Annotated in this window: 21 protein-coding genes; 10 read left to right on the top strand and 11 right to left on the bottom strand. The window is 59.7% G+C overall.

Going from position 1 to position 22,191, the window contains the following annotated elements:
* Positions 1-7: 7 nt before the first annotated feature.
* The 5 genes from Q1K31_RS00695 to Q1K31_RS00675 all read right to left on the bottom strand — a co-directional run bounded on the left by Q1K31_RS00695 (position 8) and on the right by Q1K31_RS00675 (position 3,950).
* Entirely contained in the window at positions 8-715 is a 708-nt protein-coding gene (locus tag Q1K31_RS00695; RefSeq protein ID WP_300375632.1) for a CpaD family pilus assembly protein, read from the bottom strand.
* A 9-nt stretch (positions 716-724) separates the two neighbouring features.
* Positions 725-2,200 carry a type II and III secretion system protein family protein gene (locus Q1K31_RS00690; RefSeq protein WP_300375630.1) on the bottom strand — a complete coding sequence of 492 codons (1,476 nt, stop codon included), beginning with the start codon at positions 2,198-2,200 and terminating at the stop codon, positions 725-727.
* Positions 2,200-3,027: a Flp pilus assembly protein CpaB gene (gene cpaB, locus Q1K31_RS00685; protein ID WP_300375628.1), complete on the bottom strand. Its 828-nt coding sequence runs from the start codon at positions 3,025-3,027 to the stop codon at positions 2,200-2,202. The genes Q1K31_RS00690 and cpaB overlap by 1 nt, the downstream gene beginning before the upstream one ends.
* Positions 3,028-3,104: 77 nt before the next feature.
* Positions 3,105-3,620 (bottom strand): prepilin peptidase, encoded by a 516-nt coding sequence (locus Q1K31_RS00680; RefSeq protein ID WP_300375626.1) that lies wholly within the window; start codon positions 3,618-3,620, stop codon positions 3,105-3,107.
* A gap of 144 nt (positions 3,621-3,764) precedes the next feature.
* Positions 3,765-3,950: a Flp family type IVb pilin gene (locus Q1K31_RS00675; protein WP_300375624.1), complete on the bottom strand. Its 186-nt coding sequence runs from the start codon at positions 3,948-3,950 to the stop codon at positions 3,765-3,767.
* Positions 3,951-4,367: 417 nt separating this feature from the next.
* Here Q1K31_RS00675 and Q1K31_RS00670 point away from each other — a divergent pair, with 417 nt between their 5' ends.
* Positions 4,368-4,814, top strand: a complete 447-nt coding sequence (locus Q1K31_RS00670; RefSeq protein WP_300375622.1) for a pilus assembly protein N-terminal domain-containing protein — start codon at positions 4,368-4,370, stop codon at positions 4,812-4,814.
* Positions 4,815-4,890: 76 nt separating this feature from the next.
* On the opposite strand, the gene Q1K31_RS00665 is transcribed toward Q1K31_RS00670, so the two are convergent.
* The 3 genes from Q1K31_RS00665 to Q1K31_RS00655 form a co-directional block, all read right to left on the bottom strand.
* The gene (locus Q1K31_RS00665) at positions 4,891-5,802 is read right to left on the bottom strand and encodes a RodZ domain-containing protein (protein ID WP_300375620.1); all 912 of its coding nucleotides are present in this window, start codon (positions 5,800-5,802) and stop codon (positions 4,891-4,893) included.
* A gap of 89 nt (positions 5,803-5,891) precedes the next feature.
* Positions 5,892-8,165: a phosphoenolpyruvate--protein phosphotransferase gene (gene ptsP / locus Q1K31_RS00660; RefSeq protein WP_300375618.1), complete on the bottom strand. Its 2,274-nt coding sequence runs from the start codon at positions 8,163-8,165 to the stop codon at positions 5,892-5,894.
* Between the two features lie 26 nt (positions 8,166-8,191).
* A complete protein-coding gene (locus Q1K31_RS00655; protein WP_300375616.1) occupies positions 8,192-9,439 on the bottom strand; it encodes an aspartate kinase in 1,248 nt (415 codons plus the stop codon).
* A gap of 96 nt (positions 9,440-9,535) precedes the next feature.
* On the opposite strand from Q1K31_RS00655, the gene ubiG reads away from it, so the two are divergent.
* Together ubiG and Q1K31_RS00645 are read left to right on the top strand one after the other, a co-directional pair.
* Positions 9,536-10,318 (top strand): bifunctional 2-polyprenyl-6-hydroxyphenol methylase/3-demethylubiquinol 3-O-methyltransferase UbiG, encoded by a 783-nt coding sequence (gene ubiG / locus Q1K31_RS00650; RefSeq protein ID WP_300375614.1) that lies wholly within the window; start codon positions 9,536-9,538, stop codon positions 10,316-10,318.
* Between the two features lies 1 nt (position 10,319).
* A complete protein-coding gene (locus Q1K31_RS00645; RefSeq protein ID WP_300375612.1) occupies positions 10,320-10,925 on the top strand; it encodes a DUF924 family protein in 606 nt (201 codons plus the stop codon).
* Here the strand turns inward: Q1K31_RS00645 and Q1K31_RS00640 are convergent.
* Positions 10,899-12,677, bottom strand: coding sequence for an alpha/beta fold hydrolase (locus Q1K31_RS00640; protein ID WP_300375610.1), 1,779 nt, complete (start codon positions 12,675-12,677; stop codon positions 10,899-10,901). The two genes, Q1K31_RS00645 and Q1K31_RS00640, sit on opposite strands and share 27 nt — an antisense overlap.
* Before the next feature lie 262 nt (positions 12,678-12,939).
* Between Q1K31_RS00640 and Q1K31_RS00635 the strand changes: the two genes are divergently transcribed.
* The 4 genes from Q1K31_RS00635 (at position 12,940) to Q1K31_RS00620 (ending at position 16,493) form a co-directional block, all read left to right on the top strand.
* On the top strand, positions 12,940-14,199 hold the full coding sequence (locus Q1K31_RS00635) for a multidrug effflux MFS transporter (RefSeq protein WP_300375608.1): 1,260 nt from the start codon (positions 12,940-12,942) through the stop codon (positions 14,197-14,199).
* Between the two features lie 65 nt (positions 14,200-14,264).
* A complete protein-coding gene (gene mltF, locus Q1K31_RS00630) occupies positions 14,265-15,647 on the top strand; it encodes a membrane-bound lytic murein transglycosylase MltF (protein ID WP_300375606.1) in 1,383 nt (460 codons plus the stop codon).
* Between the two features lie 74 nt (positions 15,648-15,721).
* Positions 15,722-16,165, top strand: coding sequence for an SRPBCC family protein (locus Q1K31_RS00625; RefSeq protein WP_300375604.1), 444 nt, complete (start codon positions 15,722-15,724; stop codon positions 16,163-16,165).
* On the top strand, positions 16,158-16,493 hold the full coding sequence (locus Q1K31_RS00620; protein ID WP_300375602.1) for a helix-turn-helix transcriptional regulator: 336 nt from the start codon (positions 16,158-16,160) through the stop codon (positions 16,491-16,493). Before Q1K31_RS00625 ends, Q1K31_RS00620 begins: the two co-directional genes overlap by 8 nt.
* A 7-nt stretch (positions 16,494-16,500) precedes the next feature.
* Here the strand turns inward: Q1K31_RS00620 and Q1K31_RS00615 are convergent, their stop codons facing one another.
* Positions 16,501-18,489 carry a protein meaA gene (locus Q1K31_RS00615; RefSeq protein ID WP_300375600.1) on the bottom strand — a complete coding sequence of 663 codons (1,989 nt, stop codon included), beginning with the start codon at positions 18,487-18,489 and terminating at the stop codon, positions 16,501-16,503.
* A 170-nt stretch (positions 18,490-18,659) separates the two neighbouring features.
* Here Q1K31_RS00615 and Q1K31_RS00610 point away from each other — a divergent pair, with 170 nt between their 5' ends.
* Positions 18,660-18,944 carry a SemiSWEET transporter gene (locus Q1K31_RS00610; RefSeq protein ID WP_300375598.1) on the top strand — a complete coding sequence of 95 codons (285 nt, stop codon included), beginning with the start codon at positions 18,660-18,662 and terminating at the stop codon, positions 18,942-18,944.
* Positions 18,945-19,053: 109 nt separating this feature from the next.
* A complete protein-coding gene (locus tag Q1K31_RS00605; protein WP_300375596.1) occupies positions 19,054-19,596 on the top strand; it encodes a hypothetical protein in 543 nt (180 codons plus the stop codon).
* Here Q1K31_RS00605 and Q1K31_RS00600 read toward each other — a convergent pair.
* Complete coding sequence (locus Q1K31_RS00600; RefSeq protein ID WP_300375594.1) at positions 19,593-20,480, bottom strand: aminotransferase class IV; 888 nt, start codon at positions 20,478-20,480, stop codon at positions 19,593-19,595. The genes Q1K31_RS00605 and Q1K31_RS00600 overlap by 4 nt on opposite strands.
* A 211-nt stretch (positions 20,481-20,691) precedes the next feature.
* Between Q1K31_RS00600 and Q1K31_RS00595 the strand changes: the two genes are divergently transcribed.
* On the top strand, positions 20,692-22,191 hold the full coding sequence (locus Q1K31_RS00595) for a M20 family peptidase (RefSeq protein WP_300375592.1): 1,500 nt from the start codon (positions 20,692-20,694) through the stop codon (positions 22,189-22,191).

Genomic DNA, 22,191 nt, shown 5'->3' with positions numbered 1-22,191 from the left:
TCACCGGCTAGTTCACGGCGGAGGAAACTGTCCCTGATTCCTGATCGCTTCGCTGAGCAGCTGTCGATTCACCCTGGCGGTAGAGCTCAAGCTGCGCAGTCCGCCGGGCCAGGTCACCTTCGTCCAGCGGACGTTGGCCAAGCAGGTCGGCAGGATCAGCGATCATCGCCGCCATGTTGGTGCGCACTGAACAGCCCAGTGTCGGCATGTCGTTGTTGGATGTCGCATCGGCGAAATCGACCTGCGATTTCTGCAGGCAGTCCGGCGCGACGGCGTCGAAAGCGGTAAAGGCCAGCACGACAGGGGCTGTCGCGCTGCCGCCAGCATCATAGGCGCTACCACGGATATCTGCATAATCGACCCCGGCAGACCAGACGATCTCACGCGCTTCGGCAACGGCTTTCACGGCGAGTTCTTCATTGGCATGGTTCTTCGGCAGGGACATGACAAGCGGGCCATGACCACTGGTGACGTACTGATCGACGAACTGGCGGATACGCGCCTTTTCACTGAGCCGCAGATGGCTGTCGAGCGGATTGAGCGCGACTTCCAGATAAGCGGTGCGTTTTGCGACCTGGATATTGTGCCGGTCGAGCGTCGTGCCCTGCAGGTAGGACTGGGGAACAGGCCCGCCAGGTCCGCTGGAACTGCATCCGGCCAGGGCAAGCGCTGAAGCGAGGCCACAGGAGATGACGATTTTGTTCAGCATACGCATGATGACGTCCTATTCCTCGATAAAGCCGACTGGCGCGTTGTAGTTATCGGCTGTCAGCTCCTGGCCGTCCCGGCCATACACGGCGTTCAACTTGCCGAAGAAGATCGTTTTGGGGTCCGAAGCGTTGGCGAATCCGTCTGCTGGTGTCCGCAGGCGGCCTTTCTGGGTTGGGTCGACCAGATATGGCGTGATGATCACGACAAGCTCGGTTTCCTCATTCACGAAGTCGCGGGACTGGAAGAGTGAACCAAGAACCGGAAGCTTCTTAAGGCCCGGCAGCTGGTCGAGTGTCTGGCGTGACCGGCTCTGGATCAGGCCGGCCATCATCATTGAGCCACCGCTTGGAAGCTCGACCGTGCTTTCCGCCCGGCGCACTGTCAGTGCCGGGATCGTAAGCGTCTGTGCTGTGATGATGTTGCCATCATCATCGGTCCCCGCCACCGACTGGCCCTGGAAAGAGCCCTGATTGGTCAGTTCTGAAACCTCTGTCGAGACCTTGAGCGAGATCCGCCCTTCCGACAGTACAACCGGGGTAAACCCGAGCCCGACACCGTACTGTTTGAACTCCACGGAAATCCGGCCATTATTGTCCTGGCCGACCGGCACGGGAAACTCACCGCCCGCCAGGAACTTGGCCGACTCGCCGGAGACCGCCGATATATTCGGCTCCGCCAGTGTCCGGACAATCCCGATACGTTCGAGGGCGTCAATCTCGGCACCGATATTGGTGGTCCGCCCATTCGCGTCCTGTGTCGTATAGCTCGGATCAAAGCCAAGACCGCCGAGCGCCTGCCCCTGGACGTTGAAGTTCGTCGTTGAGGCGAAGTCGAAGTTCAGCACATCCTCAAGGCTGCCGATCGTACGCCCGGCCAGGTCGATGCCAAGCTGTTTGACGACAGAGCGCTGCATCTCAACGACGCGCACCTCAAGCATCACCTGGTCTTTTGCAGCTACCGAAAGCATATTTACCGGCTCGACGTCATCACCGCCGCCGGAATAGGCTTTCACCAGGCGCACCACCTGATCGGACTGCATCATGTTTTCGACTTCGCCGCTGACCACGATGTTCCCGCCGACACTCTCAACGTCGACGCGCGCATTCGGGACATAGCGGGAAATCAGTGTTTCGAGCGCTGCGGTATCGGCATCGACGATGATTTCCAGGTTCAGGAGCGGATTGCCGTTCCGGTCGAACAGGAAGGCGTTCGTTTCGCCGACCTCGATCCCCCGGAAGATAAGGCGCCTCGATGTCTGCACGACCGCATCGGCAATTTCCGGGTTGGTAATGACGACGTCAGCCACTGCCCGGTCCAGTTCGATCACGGTCGACTTGTTCAGGCCGAGCTTGACCGTCTGGGACACATCGGTCTCACCAGGCTGCATGACGGACACGCCCATGAGGTTCTGCGAACCAGCGGGCGCGGCCAAGGCAAAGCAGGCCAGGCCTGCGAGGAAGGATTTCCTCATGAAACTGCTAGCGGGCATCAGCTTCCCCTGCTTCCATTCTTGAAGACCTTGACGCGGTTGCCCTCGGCGCCTTCGCCGCTGAGGAGGCCGGTATCAGCAATGGCCGCGCCTTCATTCTCGTCTGCATCCGACACACTGCGAAGCGCCAGTGAGATTGCGCCGAGGCGGCTGGCATGTGCCAGTAGCTCTGCCTGTTTGGGCGCAAGCTCCAGTGTCGCGGTCGATCCTGTCAGGACTGCCGCCCCGTCCATCTCGCCAAACATCTGGTCGATCGCCAGCACACGGGCATTCTCAATGACCGTGCGCGTATATGTTGCTTCGCTCATACCCCGCTCGGTCGGAACCTCGGCATCATAGGTGAGGATGACATCAACCCGGTCATCGGGAAGGATGAAGCCCGCTGAAGCCGTCTCCGGTGATATTTCAACTGAAATGGCACGTTTGCCGGGTGCCAGCAGCGCCGCCATGAAGCCAGTGTCACCCTTCTGGACAATCTTTTGTCCGATAATCGGTTCGCCCTCGATAAGAGCGGTCTTAACGACACTGCCCGAAAGCTCTTCCACTGCACCCGGATTGTTTTCCTGGGTAAAGTAACCCGCATTCACAGCCTTTTCCGGCCAGTCCGACCACTGGAAATCTTCAGGCGTCAGGAGCGTGCCGACCCTCATATCCGCGCGGGCCACGAGCACGCGCGTTGAGGAGACTTCGACTTCCCTCACGACCTCAACCGGCTCGCCAGCGCTTTGCTCGGGGGCTGGCTGGCTCGACATGCTACGCACAAGTAGCGCAGCGCCGACCGCTGCTGCCCCAGCAACAAGCAGAATGATCAGACGGACTGGAGACATGTAAGCGCCCTCTTTTTCATTTCCCAAGACTTCGGGAATCACAAGGGTCACATTTGCACTTACAGACTAAAGCATAGTTAACTGATCGAATTCAGAAATTCATGAAGTGGCTGTAGCAATGGCGACAGCGGAATACAGGCAATTGCACCTGCGGCGATGGCCACGCCATAAGGCACGCCATTGCCTGCCAGAAGGGTTTCGCGCGCGAAACCGGGGGCTGCGCCGGCCGGGACGAACTTCCGCGCGAGGACGACGCAGACGGCAAGTGCACCGCCCGCCACCGCCATGACCATGACAAATGGCATTGCCGCCTGCGGCCCAAGCCAGAGCATGACGCCGGGGATCATTTTCGCGTCACCGCCCCCGAACACGCCGAACATGAAAAGAAGTACGGAGACGACAAATGCGACCCCGCCCGCCAGCAGGTGAGCACCGGTGATATTCCAGCCGGGCGCCAGGATTATGATCGCGGGAAGAAAGAGAAAGGCGATGATCGCGTTGAGACCATTTGTGATCGTCAGCGTTTCCACATCGCGTACCGCAGCGTAGATGCAAAGTGCCAGAAATATAATCGCAAACAGCACGCTGATCATGGCAGGCCCCTATCCGGCAAACAAAACCGGGAAACCGGCTATCATCGAAGTCTGAAGACTTACTTTCCGCCCATACGAAAGAAGCCGCCGGCAGGACCGGCGGCTTCCCTGAATTTACCAGTAAGACACTGGGAGTGTGGCTTCTTATTCGTCACCCTCTTCACCAGCGCCGCCCATTTCGTCGGCAACGGTCTGGAAGGTTGCTTCAGCGTTGTTACCGAGAGCCGTAACACCACCGATGATCGCAACGGCGATCAGGGCAGCAATCAGGCCATACTCGATAGCAGTTGCGCCGGACTCATTCTTGAAAAGACGTGCAAGCTTTTGCATTGGAGACTCCATCATCATCTAGTTTGTTCAAGTTCCGTTTGTTCGGTTTTTCCCGGAACGAGATCGGTTCTAGATGAGATCGCTGAATATCAAGTAAACCGGAATATTTAATTCATCTACACTCCAATACATTCTGTTAACCCCCTCACGAGAGCCCTGCCATGACGGGGTTTTGAGCGGTCGCATTTTCCGGGCAGTCCACTCATATATCTGCGAATGCGCCTGGCCAGGCTTCCGGGAACCTGCTTGCGGACAGCCCGTGTTCATTCGTGACAATATATATAGGCCTTGCGTAAAGGCGCCCTGTGCCCGCCTTAGAACAAGCCCTGCCGATACGCCCAACCCAGCCTGTTAGGGATAAGGAAACCTTATGGCGATTATTGTCGGGCCATATGATTTGCCCACGGAGTGGCCCTCATGACGTTTTCAGCAAAATTCCTTGCCGCAACCATGGTACTGGCAGGTGCATCCATATGCCCGGCTGTAGCCCAGACCTATAGTGTCGAGAGCGGCACCACGATGCCGGTCCGCCTGTCCAAACCCGCCTCTAGCGTGGTGATCGGCAACAAGAATATTGCAGATGTCGCCGTCGCGGACTCAAAGCTTGTCTTCCTGACAGGAAAATCCTTCGGCACGACCAATCTCCTCATACTGGATGATGACAACAACATCCTGGTTTCCGCAGACGTCGCCGTAACAGCGGATTCGGCCAGCATGGTAACGGTGAACCGTGGCGGGGCATCATACACATATGACTGCGCACAGGACTGTCGCGATGCGCCGATGATCGGCGATGCCCAGGATCACTTCTCGAAAGCGCTCGGCCAGGCCGAACAGACCAAAGCCCTCAACGACGCACGTTAAGCACGTTCGTCGTACGAGATCATGAGCCGGCCCCGGACAGGGTCGGCTTTTTTTGGGGCATTGTCGGGAAACGGTGCTACCGGGCAGGCCGGCTATTGGAGGTCGCCGCGAGGGACGGGGTCTTGCGTTCAGCAGCAAGCGTGGCGGCTTCATCGATACTGGCAGAATAGACGGGCTGATCCTTCTGGGACAGGCGTCCGACGAATTCACCATCAACGCGCCATTCGAACGCACTGCCATCCTGTGCGGTGACCGTCCAGCCAGCATCCACGCGGGGGTAGTATTTTTCCCCCTCCGCCATGACACGACTACGGAAAATCGTCCCGTCAGCTCCACGGATCTCGATCCATGCCGGTTCAGTCGCCACGATGGCAAGCTGCATGGCCTTTTCCGGACGGGTGGACAGCGGCTCTTCAGCAAACAGGCTTTCCTGAGCGGTATTGACCGCCACGACCCGTTCAGCAACCGAAGGCGCATCCTGGCGTGTAGTGGCGATCTCGCCTGGCTTCAGCATGACAAAGGAAATGCCGACAGCCAGAACGGCCCCTGCAACCGCTGTTACCGGAACGAGATAGCGGCTAGCGCGTCCTTCACCGATCGTTGCCGATGACTTGGGAACTGCCGTGGCAAGCTCCTGCTCCTCGTCCATCGGAAAGTCAGCCATGACGAAAGCTGGATCGACGCCGAGCATCTTCGCATAGGACTTGGCCAGCAGGCGCGTGCGCCGCATATCGTATTCAGGCGGCTGGATCGTCTGCTCGAGGTTTTCAATGACCCTTGGGCTGACTTTCAGCTCAGTCGCAATGTCTTCCTGAGAGCGGCCCTGCTGGAGACGGGCCTCCTTGAGGCGGCCGCCTGCTGTGAAAGTATCAATCAGTCCAGAGCGTGCTTCCGTCACATCTTCATCAAACGACGCGGACGCCGAATTATCATCAGATGTTTCTTCTGAAGCCTCTGGGGTATGTCTTTGCACTTCGTCATCACTCATGACGGGCATCCGATGGGCTGGAATTGTTTTTTGGGCTGAACCGGTTGTGTCGGCTGTACCACACTCTGCCAAAATTCACACGCCCGATGTCAGTTATCCGATACCACTATTCCCTGTAACTCGGTGATGGCTAACACTTCGTTACGGAACGCTCCGTTTGAACTGTATATCGCTTCCCGGAACGGTTCCACGAAGGATTGCAGGTCCATTGAGCGCAACATGCGCTTGACCGGGCCGATGCCCGCAGCCGGCATCGACAGCGTGTGAAAGCCGAGACCGATCAGGCAAAGCGCCTCGACCGGGCGGGAAGCAACCTCGCCGCAGATCGAGACGGTGATACCAAGGCGGTCGCATTCCTTCTTGATAAAATCGAGAAACCGCATCACCGGCCGGCTGACCACGTCATAACGCTCCGATACGGTGGGCATCATTCGATCGGCCGCATTGAAGAACTGCAGCAGATCATTCGTGCCGATGGAGACAAAATCCACCTCCCCGGCCACTTCCGAAAGGCCATAGGCAAAGGCCGGGGCCTCAAGCATGGCCCCGACACGAAGCTCGCTCGGTGCCGGATGTCCCCGCGCGCGGCCCCATTCGATTTCATCCATGAGGAGTGCCTTTGCCTCAAAGAACTCCTCGGCAATCGTCACCATCGGAAACATCACAGACAGCGGCCCGCCATCGGCTGCCCTGACCAGCGCGCGCAGCTGACGCCGGAAGAGGCCCGGACGGTCCAGCGCGAATCGTATGGAGCGCCAGCCGAGCGCCGGGTTTTCCTCGTCATCGGCATTGGCGTGCGGCAGCAGTTTGTCGCCACCGAGATCGAGGGTCCGGAAATGAACCGGTCGCTCGCCGGCAAAGTCGAGCACGCGGCGGTAAAGCTCAATCTGGGAATCGATCCGGGGGAGCGTGTCAGAGACCAGGAACTGGAATTCCGTGCGGAACAGGCCGATGCCGTCGGCGCCCGTCTGCGCCATCGACTCAAGGTCGATCCCGAGACCGGCATTCAGCATCAGGCTGATCTCGGTGCCGTCACGGGTGCGTGAAGGCTGCTCGCGCAGGGCCTGGAAGGCGGCCTGGCGCTCGGTCCTGAGAATGCGGCGCGACTCATAGGCATCCAGCAAGCCCTCATCGGGGCGGATATGCAGCGTGCCTTCTTCGCCATCGACGATCAGCTGGTCGCCGGGCGCGACGACCGAGCCAAGCGCGCCGACCCCGCCAATCGTCGGGATTCCCATCGCCCGTGCAACAATCGCTGTATGGCTTGTCGGTGCAACTTCCTCGAGCACAATGGCCGCCAGCCCGGAATTACGGTACTCCAACAGTTCGGCCGGACCGAGGCGCCGCGCAATCAGCACTTCCTGAACATCCGTATCGCCATCATCTCCGTTCGACGCCGAGCCATCTCCCCCGGAAAGAATACGCAACAGGCGATTGTCGAGATCTTCCAGGTCATGAAGCCGCTCACGCAGATAGGGGTCGTTGGCGTTCTCCAGCTTGATCTTGTGCTCACGCCGCGAACGATCCACGGCTGCTTCGGCCGACAGGCCGGATTTGACCGTCTCTTCAAGGCGCTTGGCCCAGACGGGGTCGCCCGCCAGCATCTTGAACGCCTCTAGCACTTCGCGCGGTTCGCCAAAGATCGCGCTGACATCGCTGGCGAGCATGCGGTCGAGGGACTCCCTGAGCGTGGTCAGCGCATTGCGCAGCCGCCGGGCCTCAGCCTCGGGGTCTTCGGTGAAGTAGCGGGCCGGGGAAACGACCGGGTCATGCAGCTTCGCCGCGCCAAGACCCAGCCCGTCACAGAGGATGCGCCCGCGCAGATTGACCGGGCGCGCCTCTCGCTGCGCGGCGCCAGGACCGGCGGTCGGCGCCTCGGCCGCAACCACTTCGGCCAGGACCATGGCAATGGTCTGCAGGCTGTCGATTTCGTCTTCTTCATAGATCCGCTCGGTGCGGTTCTGGACGGTGAGGACGCCGATCACACGGCCCCCACGCAGGATCGGCACACCGAGAAAGGCGTGGTAGGGATCTTCTCCCGTCTCCGGGCGGTAGGAGAAGGCCCTGTGACGCGGGGCATCCTGTATCGAGAGCGGCTCACCTGATAGCGCGATCTGGCCGACCAGCCCTTCCGACAGACCAAGACGCGTCTGGTGGACGGCACTCACGCTCAGGCCCTCTGTGGCGACCAGCTCGAGTTCGTCGCTATCGGTGCGCTTATAGATCGAGCACACATCCGCAACCATCGTACCCGCGATGAGGGTCACGACCTTCTGCAGGCGTGTATCGGCCTCCATATCACCCGCCATGACATTGCGGAGGCGATTGATAAGCAGCCTGGGGACGGAAAAGGTCTGGGGCATGGTCTGCCCGCTATTGGACGGTGCAGCTACGTTGCGTCAAGGCCGAATGCGGTGTGCAGGGCCCGAACGGCCAGCTCAGTATAGGCTGCATCTATAAGTACCGATATCTTGATTTCGGAGGTCGAAATCACGTCGATATTGATGCCCCGCCTGTAGAGCGCATCGAACATTGTGCCAGCGACGCCTGTATGGCTTTTCATGCCGACGCCAATGACTGAAACTTTAGCGACATCGCCGGACACAGACAGGCTTTCAAAGCCGATATCGTCCTTATGATCGAGCAGGTGCTGCTCAGCTTTTGTGCTATCGGCGCTGGTACAGGTGAACACCATGTTGGCGCGTTCCGGGCCGCGCGCATTCGCCTGGACAATCATGTCGACGTTCACGCCGGCATCAGCCAGCATGGAGAAGATGCGCGCCGAGACACCGGGCTTGTCCTCCACCCCGTAGAGGGTGACCTTCGCTTCATCGCGTGAATATGTGACTCCGTTAACGACCTGCTTTTCCAAGATCTCATCCTCACTGCAGACATAGGTGCCCTGATTTTCGTCGCCGGGGGCGGCAAAACTCGAAAGCACGCGTACCTTGACCTGGTGGTTCATGGCCATTTCGACCGACCGTGTCTGGAGGACTTTCGCCCCCAGCGATGCCATTTCCAGCATCTCTTCATAGGAAATCTTCTCGAGCCGGCGCGCCTGCGGCACGATCCGGGGATCGGTCGTGTAGACCCCGTCGACATCAGTATAGATATCGCACGAATCTGCGCCCAGTGCCGCTGCGACAGCGACCGCACTTGTATCCGAACCGCCGCGGCCGAGCGTCGAGACGCGGGCCGCATCGGTCACGCCCTGGAAACCGGCGATCACAGCGACCTCGCCTTCCGCGACCGCGTCGGCCAGGCCGGAATCCTCAAACCCCTGGATACGTGCGCTGCCGTGCGCGGAGCTGGTCTTCATGGCGAGCTGCCAGCCAAGCCAGCTGCGTGCTTTCAGGCCGCGCTTGCGCAGCGCCAGGGCCAGCAGTCCGCTCGTGACCTGTTCACCGGAAGAAACGACGACGTCATATTCATCGTCAAAGTCCGGCCCTGTCAGGCCATCCCCTGCGGCACCGCGCGCATGGGCGACGAGCTTGTTGGTCTCACCTGCCATGGCGGAAACGATCACGGCGAGTTGCTCGCCCTGTTTCGCGCGCCAGGCGACAATGTCCGCCACATGCGCGATGCGGTCGAGGTCTGCGACCGACGTTCCGCCGAATTTCAAAACCGTGCGCTGCATTGCCTCGCTGCCAAACCTTCCCATTTATTGCATCAAGGAATTCGCGCGCTTCTGTAGTCGTCCGGAGGCGTTTGCGCAAACAGGTTTGCTAAACTGATGGATAAAATAGCAGAAAACCGGCAAGATTTGCCCCGAACGCCCAGTATCGACGCGGATGAAGTGGCGAAATTTTCCGCCATGGCCGCTGAATGGTGGGACCCAAAAGGCAAATTCAAGCCGCTGCACAGGTTCAATCCCGTCCGGCTGGGCTTCATCCGGGATACGATTACAGCGCATTTCGGTAGGATGGATGCTGGCCGCAAGCCGCTGGAGGGGTTGCGAATCCTAGATATCGGATGCGGGGGCGGGCTGGTGTCAGAACCGATGGCCCGCCTCGGGGCGGACGTTACCGGCGTCGATGCCAGCGCAGACAATATCAAGACGGCCATGACCCATGCCGAGGAATCCGGCCTGAACATCGACTATCGCGCCGGCACTGCCGAGGGCCTGCTGGAAGATGGCACGCCTGCCTTCGATGTCGTGCTCAATCTGGAAGTCGTCGAGCATGTCGCCGACCCGCAGCAATTCCTTCAGGATACCGCCGCGCTGGTTAAACCCGGCGGGCTGATGATCGCAGCGACGCTGAACCGGACGCCAAAAGCCTTCGCGCTCGCTATAGTCGGGGCGGAATACGTACTGGGGTGGCTGCCGCGTGGCACGCATGAATTCTCAAAATTCCTCACGCCGGACGAGGTTGCCCGCCCACTGGAAACCGCGGGACTGGTGACCCGGCCTTCGCAGGGGGTGAGTTTCAATCCCCTGACCGATACCTGGCGCCTCTCCTCAGATGACAAGGTGAACTACATGATTGTCGCAGACCGCCCGGATGGCGCGAACTGAAATGAGCGTAACGCCCGCTACCGTTCTGGACTACTGGATTGGCGATACTGCCAGGTCAGCCGACGCGCTTGAGGCAAAAAACAAGCTCTGGTTCCAGAAAAGCTTCGAGACCGACCAGGAAATCGCCGACCGGTTCCTGCCTACACTGACCGCCCTTGCCGATGGCATGGCCCATGATTGGGCCGCACAGGGGCCGCGTGAACGGCTCGCCGCAATCATCGTGCTAGACCAGTTTAGCCGGAATATCTTTCGCGACCACCGTTTCGCCTTCAAGCATGATCCGCTGGCGCTGGCCCTGTCGAAAGTAGGCATAGTCGCCGGTGAAGATGCCGGACTGGCTGAAGCCGAACGGGTCTTCTTCTACCTGCCATTCGAACATTCCGAGGATATGGCCGACCAGGACCAATCGGTCGCCCTGTTCGAGAAACTGGCAGGGGACGCGCGTGAAGCATTCCGCCCCTTTTGCGAAGGCACGCTTGATTACGCCTACCAGCATCAGGATGTGATTGAACGTTTCGGCCGCTTCCCACACCGTAACAAGGCACTACGGCGGACATCCACGCGGGAAGAACAGGCCTATCTAAGCAAACCCGGCGCGGGATTTTGAGGGGTCTGCCCCACCGCCCTGCGTATCCCGCCAGAGCTTTTCCATTTCCGCGATGACCATGGGCCAATGGCTGTAGAGCAGATACTGCCCTGCATCCTCGACCGGTATCAGCTTGGCATTAGGAACCGCCGATACGAAAAAGTCGAACATTTCAGGTTTGAAGACCTTGTCCTGAAGACCGTGAATGATCCGGAAAGGACATGTCACACGCCGGGCCGTCTCGCGTCTGTCGGTCAGGGCCATGCGGATTTCCGCTACAAAGCCATTGGCCCCCTGCCGCACAGTGTGTCGAAGGCCGTCCATGATAACCCTCTTTACTTCCGGACGCCGGGCCACACGCTGCTCAAGGAGCGAATCCCGGTGCAGCGTCGTCAGCAGGAAATCCTCCCTGCTTGAATCGATGAAGGCCACTGTCGCCCTTGCCAGAAAGCCGATGGCAGACGGCGCACGCTTGAGCGTCGTCGCGATCACCCTGTGATGCCAGGGCAAGTCTTCTTCCATACCATCCTGCCAGCTTGTTTCACCGCTGACAGAGAGAAGCGCATAAACACGATGCGGATTTCTGACCGCGAAGCTCTGGGCATGGATCAGGCCGTTGGCGTGACCGATCACCAGGACAGTCTGGAGCCCCAACCGGTCCAGCAACTCAATACAGGCATCCAGCGTGGCCTGAATTCGTTCGTCCGGTGAGGACGTCGTCGCCCCATCCGACTGCCCAAAGCCCGGCCTTGAGGGGGCGATTACCCGCCAGCCCTGACGCCCCAGTGCTTCAACACTCGGGTCGGTCCAGCCTGGCCCGAGATAGAGGTGATGGAAGAACAGCACCGGGCGGCCATTCGGGTCTCCCTGCTCCAGCCATGTGAAGCCACGCCCGTCAGACAGGGTCATCTGCTGCCAACCGCGCCAGCGGTCGACATCACGTCGCGCCGGTGAATGACGGGCGATGGCACCAGAAATGTTCATTGTGGCACCAAAACTGGTAAGCACACGCACCGCATCCGTCATGGAACTCGTGTCCAGCTTGGCCAGAATCCCGCGGATCTGCGTACGGACAGTGGCCAGTTTGGCCGCCCGGTTACGCGCAATCTCCTCTGGCGTCTCACCACGGACAAGACGGAAGGCAACGTCCAGTTCGGCCGGCGAAAAACCATAGGCTTCGGCCAGCTGATCTGCCATCAGCCCGTTCATGTGAACATCGACCGCCGCCAGAAGGATGGCATCTTCGCTGGTGGTGCCCTTACCGGCGTGAAGGCTAATCCGCGTCGCCAGGAAGCGCATGTCGGTTCCCGGCAGCCCGAACGGCGTTGTAAACAGGAGGAACTGGGTCTGCTCGTTGAACACAGCATTCGGGCGGGCCCATGCGCGTAATTTTTCGAGCGCTCCATCCTCAAATTCAAGATCCATAAGGCCTTTGGGAGCCTGGCCGCCAAGCGCGCCGAGACAGGCTTCGTTCGCGCACAGAATTTCACATTCCGGTTTCATGACAAGCGCGGGGCCGGGCATCTGGTCAACTATGATCCGTGCCGTCTCTTCTCGCGCCTCGACCCGTCCGATCCTGTCGAGAATGGCGAGAGCGTGCTGAAAATGCGAATTGAGGTTATCGGCCAGGAAGATGTCATCTCCCCCATCCGGCAAGGTGGAAATATATTCATGCCAGGCCGCCAGGAGGGCCTCATAGCGCTCCGGATCCAGTGTCGTTGCGTATGCTTCCTCGATGACCCGTTCGGTCCGAGGCCCTTTATGATTGTGCACGCGTCTCCCCAACTCCAGCCATTGCCCATACTGCCCGCAAAACCGTATTGCACGCAAATACGTGACAAAAACGGTCACTTATCCCCAATTCTGATGATGCGGGACGCGATGCGCCGGCGCATTAGCTAATTGTAATAAACATTACGGCGGATAAGGGACGCACGTGGAGCGCGGGCGGAGTTGGTTATTTTCCAGCTCCGCCCGTTGCCGTTCTGTTGACTTGTGGCCAGATAGGCTCATTCACCGGGCTGGAGGTCACACGATGAGCACGACAGCAGAAGAATCCCTTGAAGCCGCCGGTGTAAAACGCCCGGACCTTCCGATGCCGGTCTGGGAATTCGTTGCCATGATCGCGGCCATGATGGCGCTTAATGCGCTTGCCATCGATACGATGCTGCCCGCGCTGCACAATATCGCAGAATCCTATGCCCTCCAGGACCAGAACGACCAGCAGCTTGTCATATTTGCTTATGTTGCCGGGTTCGGCGCGCCACAACTCGTCTTCGGCCCCGTCTCCGACAGTTTTGGCCGCAAGCGCGTCGTCTTGGCCTGTATCGTCGCCTATATCGCAACAGGCTTTGCCTGCATGGCGGCCAACAGTTTCGCGATGCTTCTTGCGATGCGTTTCCTGCAGGGGATTGCCGCCTCGGGGATTCGCGTGATCGCCGTCTCGGTCGTGCGTGACCTGATGGGCGGGCGGGCAATGGCCCGGATCATGTCGCTGGTGATGACGGTTTTCATGGTCGTGCCGATCCTGGCGCCCTCCATCGGACAGGGCGTGATGCTGCTTGCGCCGTGGCAATGGACGTTCGGCATCCTCGGGCTGGCCGGGATTGCCATGTTTGGCTGGATTTCCATAAGGCTTCCGGAGACACTCGCGCCGGAATCGCGCCAGCCGCTGAACCTTGCCGCCTCCTTCCGCGCCTACAAGGAAGTCGTCACAACGCCTGTCACCTTCGGCTACATGTGTGCCAGCGGTGTCATCATCGGTGCACTGTTTGCCTATGTTGCCTCCTCCGAACAGGTGTTCCGCGATGTCTTCAACAAGCCGGACACATTCGTGCTCTGGTTTGCCGGCATTGCCGGGACGCTGGCGGTCGCGAACTTCATGAATTCGCGCATCGTTGAAAGGCTTGGCATGCGCCGGGTGAGCCATACGGTCCTCTTCGGGTTTATCGCCCTAGCCCTGGCCAATACCATTCTCATGGCGACAATGGGCGAGAAGCTGATCATCTTCTATCCGCTATTCGCGCTGACATTCGCCTGCTTCGGCATGATCGGCGCGAATTTCTCCTCGCTTGCCATGGAGCCGCTCGGCCATATCGCAGGGACCGGCAGTGCCGCCTATGGCTTCATGACCACCACAGTCGCGAGCTTCATAGGCTGGCTCGTAGCAAGCCGGTTCGACGGCAGTGTGGTGCCTCTTCTGGAAGGTTATGTGGGCCTTGGCCTGGCCTGCCTCGCCGTCGTCCTGGTGACCGAGCGCGGCAGGCTTTTCGGCACGCGCGATGACGTGAATTGAGCCTTCAACGCCTTCGCATCCGGTCAATAATTTGAATATTTTCCATAAAGGCCCATTATAGGAGCATGGAAAATAGACTTCGCATTGGCCTCATGGCCGGAGCGATTCTCCTTTCCGGGCTGGGCCTGTCACAGTGTACACCGGCTCGAGACGCCGCGCTCGTCACGGATTCTACGACGATCGCAAGCGTCAAGGAGGATGGTAATCTCATCGTTCTTACGCTCAGGGGACCGACAACCTATCGCCGGACAGGCGATGGCCCGTCCGGCTATGAACATGACATGGTCGAAGCCTTCGCCGACGATCTCGGCGTCGAGACGCAGTATGTCGTCATGGACGATATTGATGCGCTGATCGACGCGATCGAGAACGGTGAGGGACACATAGGTGCGGCCGGCCTGACAATTACCGACCTTCGCGCCGAGCGGGTGAGTTTCGGCCCGGCGTACAAGAATATCGAGGAGAGCCTTGTCTGCCATCAGGATGGGCCGAAGCCGGCTTCAATCGATGCTCTTAAGGATGTCGGCCTCACAGTCCTGAAAGGATCCGCCTATATCGAGACGCTCGAACGCCTCAAGATGGATCATGGTAGCCTGGACTGGACCGAACGGGCCGCCGGGTCTGCCATGCCGATGCTGCTGGGTGTTGCACGGGGCGGCATCGATTGCACCGTCGCTGACAGCCACGTCGCAGAATATGCCCGCCGCCTGCATCCTGATCTTGTCATGCCCATGGCCCTGACGACGGACCGGCCACTGGGCTGGATCTACAACGAAAAACTGACCGGCATGGACGATGCGCTTACGGCCTGGTTCGCAGATGCCCACGCCAGCGGTTTTCTCGAACAGCTTGATGAGCGCTGGTTCGGCCATCTGGACGAGTTCGATTATGTCGAGGTCCTGCGCTTCGTTGAGCGCGTGGAACAACGCCTGCCCCAGTATCGCGGAATGTTCGAGACTGCTGCTGAGGAAACACCGTTCGACTGGCACCTGCTTGCAGCCCAGTCCTATCAGGAATCACACTGGGATGCGGATGCTGTCAGCCCGACCGGCGTTCGCGGCCTGATGATGCTGACCCTGCCGACGGCGCGATCACTGGGCGTGAAAGACCGCACCGACCCAGAACAGAGTGTCGATGGCGGTGCGCGATATCTTCAGAGACTGCATGAACGCCTCCCCGAAGGCATTCAGGGCGAAGATCGCATGTGGTTTGCGCTCGCCGCCTATAATGTCGGCATGGGCCATATCTACGATGCCCGCAGGCTGGCTGAACGCCAGGGCCTTAACAAGAATAACTGGCGCGACGTGGAACGTGTCCTGCCGCTGCTGTCCCAGAAAAAATATTACAGCACGCTGCGTCATGGTTATGCCCGTGGTTACGAGCCTGTCCGCTATGTCCAGAAGATCCGCGACTATTACAACATGCTGCGTGCAAACGTGCCCGTGTAAGGCAGACACGCAACTGAATAGTTGCGCTTTAGACGCAGTGGGGCTATAAGATGCGCAACCAAGGAGTTGCGCTAATGCTGGATCATATTGAGAAGACGACTACGCTGAAGGCCCCTGTCGACAGGGTCTGGGAGGCCATCACCGACCATGAGAAGTTTGGTGAATGGTTCCGAGTGAAGCTGTATGATCCCTTCCGCGAGGGCGAGATCACCAAGGGTCACATCACCTATCCCGGCTATGAGCATTTCGAATGGGAAAGCATCACCCGGGTCATCCGGCCAAAATCCTATTTCGCCTTCACCTGGTTTCATGACGACATCCAGCCGCATGAGGGAACCGGTCGCCTGTCCACGCTCGTCGAGTTCAAGCTCGAGCCCAGGAATGGCGGAACGCATCTGACGATCATAGAGTCCGGCTTTGACGCGTTTCCGCCGGGGGCCGGCAAGGAAGCCTGGAAGCGCAATGAAGGCGGCTGGACAGAGCAGGTCAGCAACATCACGGCCTATGTCGATGGGTGAACGGGTTCTGAAAGCTGACCCTGTGCCACTCTTTGCCGCATTGGGCGACCGCACACGGTTAATCATTGTCACCACTCTGGCTGACGGCGAGGCGCATTCGATTTCCGAACTGGCAAGCGGGTTCGGCATGAGCCGGCAGGCGGTGACCAAGCATCTCAAGGTGCTTGAAAAGGCCGGCCTTGTTGCCAATGACCGGGCAGGCCGGGAAAGCCGCTACCGGCTCGAAGGTGAAAACCTCGATACCGCACGGGACTATCTCGACCGGGTATCGGCCTATTGGGACACCGCCATTGGACGCTTGAGGGAGTTTGTGGAGGAAGAAGACTAACCTCTATCTAGACCCGCTCTACCCAGGCCTCTTCCACCACGTCCACCACATCGCTCATGATGTCGGTGATCATGAAGTCTTTCGGGGTATAGACCCTGCGCACACCCATCTGGCCGAGCGCGCGTTCATCCTCTTGCGGGATGATGCCGCCAACAACAAGCGGCACATGGTCCAGTCCGGCCTTTCGCATTTCCGCGATCGTGTCCCGGACAAGGTCGAGATGACTGCCCGAAAGGATGGACAGCCCTATGACATGCGCATCGGACGCTTTCGCCTGGGCGACAATCTCTTCCGGGGTGAACCGTATCCCCTCATAGACGACATTCATGCCGCAGGCACGAGCCCGGCTGGCAATCTGTTCGGCACCGTTCGAATGGCCGTCGAGCCCAGGCTTGCCGAGCACATAGGTCAGCTGGCGGCCAAGCGCTTCTGAAACCTGCTCTACACGGGTGCGCGTCGCCTCTATGGTTTCATCGCCCTGGCTATCGACCGTCAGCGCGACGCCGGTCGGCCCGCGATACTCCCCGAAGACTTCCCGCAGTGCTGCGCCCCACTCGCCTGTCGTGACACCAGCCTTGGCCGCGGCGATGGAAGGCTCCATGATGTTCTCACCTGACCCAGCCGCAGCCTTGAGCGCCTCAAGGGCAGCCTCAGCTGCGGCGCTGTCCCGGCCGGCACGCCACTCTCTCAAGGCGCGAACCTGCTCGGCCTCAAGCAACGGGTCGACCGTCTCGATCATCTTTTCCCCAGCGCTGAGAGGGCTATCGGCGCTCTCCTCGTAACGGTTGACGCCAACCACGGTCTGAAGGCCGGTCTCGATGCCGCGAATACGGTTTACCTGTGCACCGACAAGGCTTTCCTTCATGTAGCCGACCGAGTCGACCGCCCCGCCCATCCCGTCGATGTGAGCCAGTTCCTTGCGCGCCCCGGACTTGAGCTCATCGGTCTTGGACTCGATGACATGGCTGCCATCGAACAGATCCTCGAACTCCAGAAGGTCGGTCTCATAGGCAAGGATCTGCTGCAGACGCAGTGACCATTGCTGGTCCCACTCGCGCGGCAGACCCATCGCCTCGTTCCAGGCGGGCAGCTGGAGCGCCCGGCAGCGCGCGCGCTTCGACAGGGTAACCGCCAGCGCCTCCAGAAGGATGCGATAGACATTGTTTTCCGGCTGCTGCTCGGTGAGCCCAAGAGAGTTGACCTGAACACCATAACGAAAGCGCAGGGATTTCTCGTCTTCCACGCCATACCGCTCCCGGCCGATCTCTTCCCAGAGGTCGACGAAGGCACGCATCTTGCAAAGTTCCGTAACGAAACGGACCCCTGCATTGACGAAGAAAGATATCCGGCCAAAGACGGTCGGAAAGTCCGCCTCCGGTACCTGTCCGCCAGCTTTTACCGAATCCAGAACCGCACAGGCTGTGGCGAGTGCATAGGCCAGTTCCTGCTCCGGTGTGGCACCGGCTTCCTGCAGGTGATAGGAGCAGACATTAAGTGGGTTCCATTTCGGAACCTCTGTATAGCACCAGCTTACCATGTCCGAGATAAGCCGCATCGAGGGCTCGGGCGGGAAAACATAAGTGCCGCGCGAGAGGTACTCCTTGATGATGTCGTTCTGCGTCGTGCCACGCAGCTTCGCCCTGTCATCACCACGCTCATCGGCAAGCGCGACATAAAGCGCCAGCAGCCAGGCAGCCGGCGCGTTGATCGTCATGGAGGTGTTCATCTCCTCCAGCGGCAGGCCATCAAACAGGGTGCGCATGTCGCCGAGATGGGAGACCGGACCCCCTACCTTGCCAACCTCTCCCTTCGAGAGCACATGGTCGCTGTCGAAAGCGGTCTGGGTAGGCAGGTCGAAAGCGATGGAAAGCCCGGTCTGACCGCGCGCGAGGTTGGAACGATAGAGGGCATTGGATCTTTCCGCCGTGGAGTGCCCGGCATAGGTCCTGAAAATCCACGGCCGGTCCGGTGCATGCTGAAAAGCCTGCTCACTCATTGTCTGCCCTCCATTATTGCGTTGCAACATGGACCGAACCTCTGGCATGAGCAAGTTGCCCCGAACGTCAGCTACAGGCCGGGGCATACAGGCTGGCCAGGCCAAATCGCAACACTGATCGCCTCATGCACCGTTCGTTGTGAGGTTCGTAAAACTCCCGGAGCGACAATATGGCTGAGGTTTTCGGCGCGATCGCAGCCATTCTGACAACGGCAAGCTTCCTGCCGCAGGCATTTCTGGTCCTGCGCACGCGCAACACCGAGGGTCTGTCGCTCATCATGTATGCGATGTTCACGACAGGGGTGAGCTGCTGGCTTGTTTATGGGCTGATGATTGGCAGCCTGCCGATCACGCTGGCAAATGCCGTAACCGTCCTGCTGGCGACACTTATCCTGATCGTGAAGGTCCGCAACACGCTTGGCACAAGGCCCGGCACGGGTGAACCACCTGTCTGAACACCTGAAAAGCAGGCCTGCTCCGCCACTCTTCCCTGCAGAACACGCACCGGTGACCTTGCCCGGAATGTGTGGCAAGCCAACATGAGCCTGCTAGGAGCTTCCGCGAATGGACATCATGATCCGTATCAGCCTTGCGCTACGCCTTACCGCCCTGTTCGCCCTGCCGGCCGGCATCCTGACGGCTGTTATCCTGCAGCGCAGCCCGGCCATTGTACTGGTCTTCGCACTCGCGATGATCTTCGTGCGTCCGCTTGTTCTGCGTGTCACAAAATCAAGGCCGCCTGCCTGGCCATCGCTGAACCGCTTCGCCACCCATTTCACCGTGCTGGCGATTTTTGGTGGTATCCTGTTTGTCACCTTTGCCGGGATCGGCACACTATTTACAGGCATCGACCTGAGAAACCAGCTTACGGGCACTGACTTTGCCATAGTGCTGATCTGGGCAGCCATTGGAGCTGCCTGTCACGCACTGTCAATACGACTGATGTCCGACACAGTTGAGGCTGGCATGTACGAGATGCGCCTTGGCCCGTTCGGACGCGGGCCATTCGGTTTTGGTGACGAGCCCACGCCGCCGGCAGACCAGGAGGGCGAGATCATCGAAGGCGAAGTCATCGATCCTGACGAACAGGAGCGGCAGAAGCGCTAGGCCCCGGCCACCCAGGCCGCACGTTTTTCGCTGTCTGCGCCGATGGCATCATAATAGAGCGCCTGCACCCGACGCGTAACAGGTCCGGGCCTGCCCTCTCCCACAGCATGTCCGTCCAGTTCGATCACCGGCAGGACGAGTGACGTTGCCGCCGTCGTGAACACTTCAGCAGCCGCGTTCAACTCTTCGATGGAAACAGCTCTTTCCTCTACGTCGAAACCGCTTCCGGACAGGCGATCCAGTACAGACTGCCGCGTGATGCCGGGCAGGATGGAATAGCCGAGATTACGGGTGATAATCCGGCGGTCCGGGCTGACCACCCAGAGGTTCGCCGAAGCCGCCTCGGTGACAAACCCGTCCTCATGCAGGATCGCGGACGTTGCGCCCGCGCGCTGGGCATCGCGATAGGCCAGCGCTTGTGAGAGGAGTTGCGTGGTCTTGTAGTCTCTTCGCTTCCAGCGCTGGTCCTCGACAAGAACCGCCTTCACCCCGTCGCGCGCCTTTTCACCGATCAGCTCGCGAGCTTCACAGAACAGGAAAAGGCCGGGTTGCAGCGTCTCAGGCCCGGCGAAGTCCCGCACGCCGTAAGCACCGCCCGTGACCTGCATATAGATGAAGCCTTCAATGAGATTATTCCTCGCGAGTATATCCCTGTGAAGCGCTTCCAGCTCAGTGCGGCTCATCGGCATGGGAATGTCGATGCCGCCAAGTGTGCGTTCGAGCCTGGCCATATGGCCCTCGAAGTCGATCAGGCGTCCATCGAAAACGGCTGTCACTTCATAGGCCGCATGCGCAAACAGGAAGCCCCGGTCGAATGGCGAAACTGAGGCCGCCTCAGCCTTGCAGATATCCCCGTTGAGATAGACCCAGCCGGATGGTCCCATTTCCGCAATCGCTCCTTCATTGCATCGTATCCGCGCCTCACTTGCGGTGTCTCACCCCCGGTGTCCAGCCTGGGAGGTGCTGTAGGAAGCAGAAGACTGATCATACCCTCCCCTGAATCACGAAAGCTGACGCATATGTCACCCTCTTGCTCTTGAAGACGAGGCAGACCAGAGTACCCGCCTGTTACAAACCGCATGAGGGAGGGCTGGTTTGAAGAAGATCCTGCTTGGCATCGGGGGGCTTGCCCTCATACTGGTCGCGGTCCTGCTTGTACGGACTTTCATGTATGGTGGCACACCGGAGGGTATCCGTGAGGTCGAGCTGCCCGAGCCGCCGCAAATTTCCGCAGACACCGCCGCCCAGCATCTCTCTGAAGCCATCCAGTTCCGCACAATCACTGTTGCCCCCGGCGACCCCCGCCCCGGCCAGGAAGGCCCGTGGCTGGAATTGCATGACTGGCTGGAGCAGACCTACCCGGCTTTCCATCAGGCCGCTGAAAAGGAGATCGTGCCCGACGGGCTGACCCTGCTCTACACGCTTGAAGGTTCTGACCCATCCCTCGATCCGCTCCTGCTCATGGCGCACCAGGATGTCGTGCCAGTGAATATCGGCACGGAAGATGACTGGGATGCACGCCCCTTCTCCGGTGCGATACAGGATGGCTATGTCTATGGCCGCGGCGCAATTGACGACAAGGGCTCGCTGGTTGCTATCATGGAAGCCCTAGAGGCGCTCACCGAAAACGGTTTCGCGCCACAACGCACCATTCATGTCATGCTTGGCCATGATGAAGAGGTTTCCGGTTCTGGCGCGGAGTCCGGCATTGCCCTCCTGAAGTCACGCGGGGTCGAACCCGTCATGGCGCTGGATGAAGGCTTCATGGTGCTGGAAACCAATCCACTGACAGGCGGGACGCTCGGTTTTATCGGTATCTCGGAAAAGGGGTACATCACCTTGCGCATCACCGCGAAGGCGGAAGGCGGCCATTCCTCCACCCCGCCTCGCAACAGCGCCACGGTTCGTCTGGCACGCGCGCTCGTAGCACTGGATGAAAACCAGATGGAGGCCGATTTCTCCAAACCGCCCCTCTCCGACATGATGCAGATCGTCTCGATGGAGATGGGCTTCATGGCGCGCATGGCGATGGCAAACCAGTGGCTGTTCGGCGGTATGCTTGAAAGCCAGTTCGCCGCTTCGTCAGCGGGCAATGCGATGATCCGCACAACGACAGCGCCGACGATGCTGGCCGGCTCCGCCAAGGAGAATGTGCTTGCTCAGCGGGCAACCGCCATCGTCAATTTCCGCGTTCATCCCAACAACACGCCTGAGGGCGTCATACAGCACGTGAAGGATGTCACGCGCGACATCGAAGGCATCGAGGTCGCGCCCATCGAAGGTGGAATCGGCAGCGAGGCCTCGCCCGTCAGCGCGACCGACAACCGCGCCTATGGCGTCCTCAACGCTGTGGCGAGGGAGGTTGGCGGTGGTGCCCCGGTCGTCCCCGGTCTTGTACTCGGGGCGACGGACGCACGCTATGCCAGCGCCATCACTGATGACGTCTACCGCTTCATGCCCGCCATCATGAGCGAGGAAGACCTGAGCGGCTTCCACGGCACGAACGAGCGCCTCACGGTCGAGAATATGGGCCGTATGGCACGCGGCTATGCACAGATCATCATGGCGATGGATGAGCCGGAGGAGGCCAGCTAG

It is taken from the genome of Henriciella sp., from assembly GCF_029936995.1.
GTDB lineage: Bacteria > Pseudomonadota > Alphaproteobacteria > Caulobacterales > Hyphomonadaceae > Henriciella.
This window is presented reverse-complemented; position numbering and strand designations above follow the sequence as displayed.